Below are 5,539 nucleotides of genomic sequence, written 5' to 3'. Positions count from 1 at the left end.
TTTTTTTTTTTCAAGCAGAAGGAGGCCATCGGGGTTTTCCGGGGGGGCTGGGGTTTCGACCGTTTCCTCTCCCGATTTCCCCCACCTGTGGGGGAGGAAAAATCCCAATGGCCCTTAATTCCCCTAAAAAACCTTTCCTTTAAGGAGGCCCCCCCCCCCCCCTTGACTAGCTTGCCAAGTTAGGGTAATATTAGCGCAATTATTCAGTTGGAGGGCACATATAATGTTAGATAGTGTATTTCTAATGGTCGCAGTGGGTGCAGTGGGGCTGCTGGTAGCGTTTGTGATATTCAGTTACATAAAGGCTCAAGCCGCAGGCAATGATGCAATGACAGATATTGCTAAACAGATACATGATGGAGCTATGGCATTTCTATCGCGCGAATATCGCGTGCTGGCTATATTTGTTATTCTCGTTTTCATCCTAATCACGATTGCGCCGTCTCTTGGTGCTGAAGGTTTGGGCATCAAGACGGCTGTTTGTTTTCTGGCAGGTGCTGCATGCTCTGTGCTGGCAGGCTACATCGGCATGAACTCTGCTACAGCAGCTAACGTGCGCACATCAGAGGCTGCACGTAGCAATGGGCTAGCCGCAGCACTCTTTGTATCGTTCAACGGCGGAGCTGTTATGGGGCTGGCTGTTGCAAGTATCGGTTTAATCGGTGTTAGTATTGCGTTCGCATTTCTAGGCAATCCTGAAATGGCTAAATACATTAACGGTTTTGCTATGGGTGCATCTTGTATCGCCCTGTTTTCACGCGTAGGTGGCGGTATATACACCAAAGCGGCAGACGTTGGTAGCGACCTTGTCGGCAAGGTTGAAGCGGGCATACCAGAAGACGACCCGCGTAACCCAGGCGTCATAGCCGATAACGTTGGTGATAATGTTGGCGATATAGCTGGTATGGGTGCTGACATATTTGAATCCTACGTAGGCTCGCTGATAGCAACTATTGCACTTGCCGCTACTATGGGTGGAGCTGCACTGGCTAGGCTATCAAATGGTGGCAATGTTGAGCTTGTACGTAGCTTGTTAATGTCCCTGCCCATGCAACTTGCTATGTTTGGTTTGCTTTGCTCTCTGCTAGGCGTTGCCTCAATGAGGGTGTTGCGCAATATTGAGCCGCAAAAGGCTTTGCGCTATTCTACATTTATTGCAACGGCACTCTTTTTAGTTGCAACATTCCTTTTAATATCGTGCCTATTAAATCTTCCTACAGGTATCTATTGGGCGGTGTTATCAGGCACGGTTTGCGGCACGCTAATCGGGCTTATAACCGAATATTATACATCATCTAAACCTATGCTCGGCATAGCAGAGGCGTCTAAAACCGGTGCTGCTACTAACATCATAGCGGGCATTGCTGTGGGTTTCCACTCAGTTGCTATACCAATGCTAGTAATATGCGTGGCAATATTTACGGCTGACTATTTTGCGGGGCTTTATGGAATAGCGGTATCCGCTGTAGGTATGCTTGCAACAGTCGGCATAACAATGACAGTTGATGCCTATGGTCCTATAGCCGACAATGCTGGTGGCATATCAGAAATGAGCGGACTGGGAGAGGATGTGCGTGCTATAACGGACAATCTTGATGCACTAGGCAACACTACTGCTGCAATGGGCAAAGGTTTTGCGATAGGCTCGGCAGCACTAACGGCATTAGCACTATTTGCAGCTTACGCTAGCAGTGCAAAGATTGAGACTATAGACCTAATCTCGCCTAAAACTGTTATAGGCTTGTTTATCGGCGGTATTCTGCCGTTCGTAATATCGGCACTCACTATGACAAGTGTAGGTAAAGCTGCAGGGCAGATGGTAGAGGAGATTCGCAGACAGTTCCACGAAATACCGGGACTATTAGAGGGCAAGCCGGGTGTGAAACCTGATTCTAAACGCTGTGTTGATATATCAACCAGTGCTGCTCTTAGGGAGATGATACTTCCGGGTGTTATAGCCGCTATTGCGCCAGTGTTGGTCGGTGTGGCACTAGGCAAAGAGGCTCTCGGTGGTATGTTAGGCGGAGCAACCGTTACAGGCGTCCTATTGGCACTATTTATGGCTAATGCTGGCGGAGCTTGGGACAATGCCAAGAAGTCTATTGAGAAAGGTGATATAGCTGGCGAAAAGAAGGGGTCTGATGCACACAAGGCTGCTGTAGTAGGCGACACTGTGGGCGACCCGTTCAAGGACACGAGTGGTCCTGCGCTAAATATATTGATAAAACTAATGTGCATAATATCATTGGTGATAGCTCCTGCATTGGCATAGTAGCATTATAAAATGTCCCCGTATTTAACGATTATATTAAAGCTCATCGCCACGTTGCTATTGGTGGCGATGAATGCTTTTTTTGTCCTGTCGGAGTTTGCCATAGTTAGAGTGCGCAGGACAAGGCTTGAAGAGCTTGTCAAACAGGGCAGTAGCCTAGCAAAGATTGCATTAGATATAGCAGATAGGTTAGACTCATATCTCAGTGCAATACAGTTGGGTATTACTCTTGTATCGCTTGCGTTGGGCTGGCTGGGGGAACCTCTGGTGGCAAAAATTTTAGCCCCAGTGCTTACGCTCATATCAGACGACCCAAATGTAACCTATACGATTAGCATAATTGTAGCATTTACAATAATAACGTTGTTGCATGTGGTGCTTGGCGAGCTTGTACCGAAATCGGTTGCTATACAGAGTGCAGAGCGAATGGCACTGTTGGTCGCTGTCCCCATGCGAGTATTTCGTATTATCACATATCCAATAGTTTTATTATTTGACAGACTTGCTACCCTAATAGTGCGTTTAATAGGTGTTTCCCGCCATGATGATAGTGTGCAGGCTCACTCAGAAGAGGAGTTGCGCATGATAGTGAACGACAGCCGCACTGAGGGGGTATTGGACGATACTAAGGGACAGATAATGGAAGGTGCATTAAATTTTGCCGATAAGACGGCAACTGATATAATGCTCCCCCGCACTGAAATGTTCTGTCTATACACCGATAAAAGCTATGAAGATAACATGCAGATAGTGTTAAGCTCGCCATATACGCGTTTTCCGCTATCATCATCTAACAAAGATGACATTATAGGGCTAGTCCATTTGCGTGATTTACTAGAAAATGAGGTACAAAAATCGCATAAATATAGCATAGAGGAGCTAAAGCGTGAAGCCTTGTTTGTGCCCGAGACTATGCCTATTGCCGATGTAATGCAGGCTATGCGTGCCAAACAGATACACCTAGCTATTGTGATAGACGAATATGGTGGCACTGCGGGTCTAATTACCCTAGAAGATATACTGGAAGAGATAGTAGGCGACATAAATGATGAATATGATAACGAAGAGTGCGATATAACGAAAATTGACGACAATACTTACGAAATAAATGGGCAGACTCCAATAGAAGATGTGGGCAAGGAGCTAAAAATACAACTTGAAAGTGGCGATGAATCTATCGGTGGCTTTGTGTTCAGCGCATTAGGGCGCAAAGCCGGTGTAGGCGATATAGTGGAGCATGAGGGTTTTGTATTTAAGGTGGTAGAGATAGACGGTTTGCGCATAGCAAAGGTGCGGGTGTCCCTTAAATGCAGCGAGTAGCTTTCGTGTCTTATGGTTGCAAAGTTAACAGGGCGGAGCTGGACACCTTAATTGCTAATCTGCCTAGATACGGAGCAATTTATGAATATAAGCCAGAAGAGGCAGATATAGTAATAGTCAATACCTGTGCTGTGACGGAACGAGCGCAAAATGAATGCAGACGTGGGTTGACACAGCTACGCAAGAGCAACGCCAGTGGAAAGATTGTTGCTACGGGCTGTATGGCGGAGCTATTAAAAACTGACAACGATGCTGACATAAATGCAGATATAATAGTCTTAAATAACGACAAAGAACGGATACTTGAACGCATGCTCGGGCGCAAGTCAGGGGGCATCCCTGCCGTTCTGCCTATCAGAACTAAAACAAGAGCATTCTTAAAGATACAAGACGGATGTAGCTGTGCGTGTTCGTATTGTATAATCCCCAGTTTACGCGGTGCTAGCAGAAGCAAGTCAGCAAATGAAACAATAGATGAGTTAAGAACATTACTAAAATCAGGCTATAAAGAGATTGTCCTAACGGGGATTCATATAGGGCTTTACGGAGCGGACTTACCAAGCGAGGACAATCTTTGTAGTCTCTTACGGCAAATTATCGCTCTGGAGGGAGATTTCAGGGTTAGGCTCACATCTATGCACGTAAATGAGATTACAGACGAGCTAGTGGATGTAATGGCAAGCTCCGCGGGCAAGCTTGCTCCGCACGTGCATATATCGTTGCAAAGTGGCTCTAATGAAGTATTGATGGCTATGAATAGGAAATACACCACAGAGGAGGCACTCCATGCAGTCCATGAGTTGCGCGCGGGGGTGTCTGATGTCTGTATAGGTTTAGATATAATTACTGGTTTTCCTAGTGAAACGGACAGATTGTTTAATGAGACTAAAGAATTATTAGCGGAGATTAAGCCAGAATATATGCATATATTTCCATTTTCTGCACGTCCGGGCACTACGGCAGCTGATATGGCGGGACAGGTGCCGCAAACGGTGCGATTAGAGCGAGCAAGTATGCTCAGAGAACTAGCTAAAAAGTATAAGGATGACGCAAATAAACGGCAGGCGGGCAAGTTGGTGCGTGTGCTATCAGAGGGGGGCGGTAAGGGGCATACGGACAACTTTTTCTTGGTTCAACTACCGCAGGAGACTGAGAAAAACTTGTTTATAGAGGGCATTTTGCGCTATGATAACGATAATGAGAGGTTATATTTAGATGTTTGATAGGAAAGCAACACCCGCGGAGCGCAGAATCTGCCGAATAGTAGGCACGCCGATAGGCAATCTATCTGATATGAGTGAGCGCGCCATAGCCGCCTTGCGGGGAGCTGACGTGATTTTTGCTGAGGACACCAGAACGGCGCGCGGGCTATTGGCGCACCTAGATATCAAGAAAGAACTACATTCATATCACAAAGACAATGAACTAGCGGCGAGCGAGCAGGTGCTTGAAACCATAGCTGCAGGTAAAAGCGTTGCCCTGATAAGCGAGGCGGGGATGCCAGCCATAAGCGACCCTGGCTATGTGCTGATAAGACGGCTGCTAGAACAGGGCATTCCGCATGAGGTAATACCATGTGCATCCGCCGCTGTGCTTGCTGCTGTTTCTAGCGGGTTATGTGAAAACGGGCGCTATCTATTTTATGGCTTTTTATCTCACAAGACCAGCGAGGCTGAGGCGGAGCTTGTCCGATTGTCCACTGCTAGCTACCCCATAGTGCTATATGAGGCACCACACAGACTAAAGCGCACATTGGAGGTATTGTTAAAATATTTTGAGCCGCCTATGGCAGTGTGCCGAGAGTTGACAAAAATATATGAAGAGGTTGTATTTGTTAGTAGCGCAGAGGACAATCGGACAAGCTCCGCCTCAGCCTCGCTGGTCTTGTGAGATAAAAAGCCATAAAATAGATAGCGCCCGTTTTCACATAACCCGCTAGAAACAGCA

The 5,539-nt window shown here is 46.7% G+C and carries 4 protein-coding genes; all 4 read left to right on the top strand.

What is annotated here, in order from left to right:
* The first annotated feature begins 223 nt into the window (after positions 1–223).
* The 4 genes from AC1MDJ_RS06565 to rsmI are packed head-to-tail and all read left to right on the top strand — an operon-like array spanning position 224 to position 5,482.
* On the top strand, positions 224–2,272 hold the full coding sequence (locus AC1MDJ_RS06565; RefSeq protein ID WP_479690134.1) for a sodium-translocating pyrophosphatase: 2,049 nt from the start codon (positions 224–226) through the stop codon (positions 2,270–2,272).
* A gap of 12 nt (positions 2,273–2,284) precedes the next feature.
* The gene (locus AC1MDJ_RS06560; RefSeq protein WP_479690133.1) at positions 2,285–3,592 is read left to right on the top strand and encodes a hemolysin family protein; all 1,308 of its coding nucleotides are present in this window, start codon (positions 2,285–2,287) and stop codon (positions 3,590–3,592) included.
* Entirely contained in the window at positions 3,580–4,815 is a 1,236-nt protein-coding gene (locus tag AC1MDJ_RS06555; RefSeq protein ID WP_479690132.1) for a MiaB/RimO family radical SAM methylthiotransferase, read from the top strand. Before AC1MDJ_RS06560 ends, AC1MDJ_RS06555 begins: the two co-directional genes overlap by 13 nt.
* The gene (gene rsmI, locus AC1MDJ_RS06550) at positions 4,808–5,482 is read left to right on the top strand and encodes a 16S rRNA (cytidine(1402)-2'-O)-methyltransferase (protein ID WP_479690131.1); all 675 of its coding nucleotides are present in this window, start codon (positions 4,808–4,810) and stop codon (positions 5,480–5,482) included. Before AC1MDJ_RS06555 ends, rsmI begins: the two co-directional genes overlap by 8 nt.
* Positions 5,483–5,539: the final 57 nt, after the last annotated feature.

Source organism: Candidatus Termitispirillum reticulitermitis (genome assembly GCF_054655775.1).
This window is presented reverse-complemented; position numbering and strand designations above follow the sequence as displayed.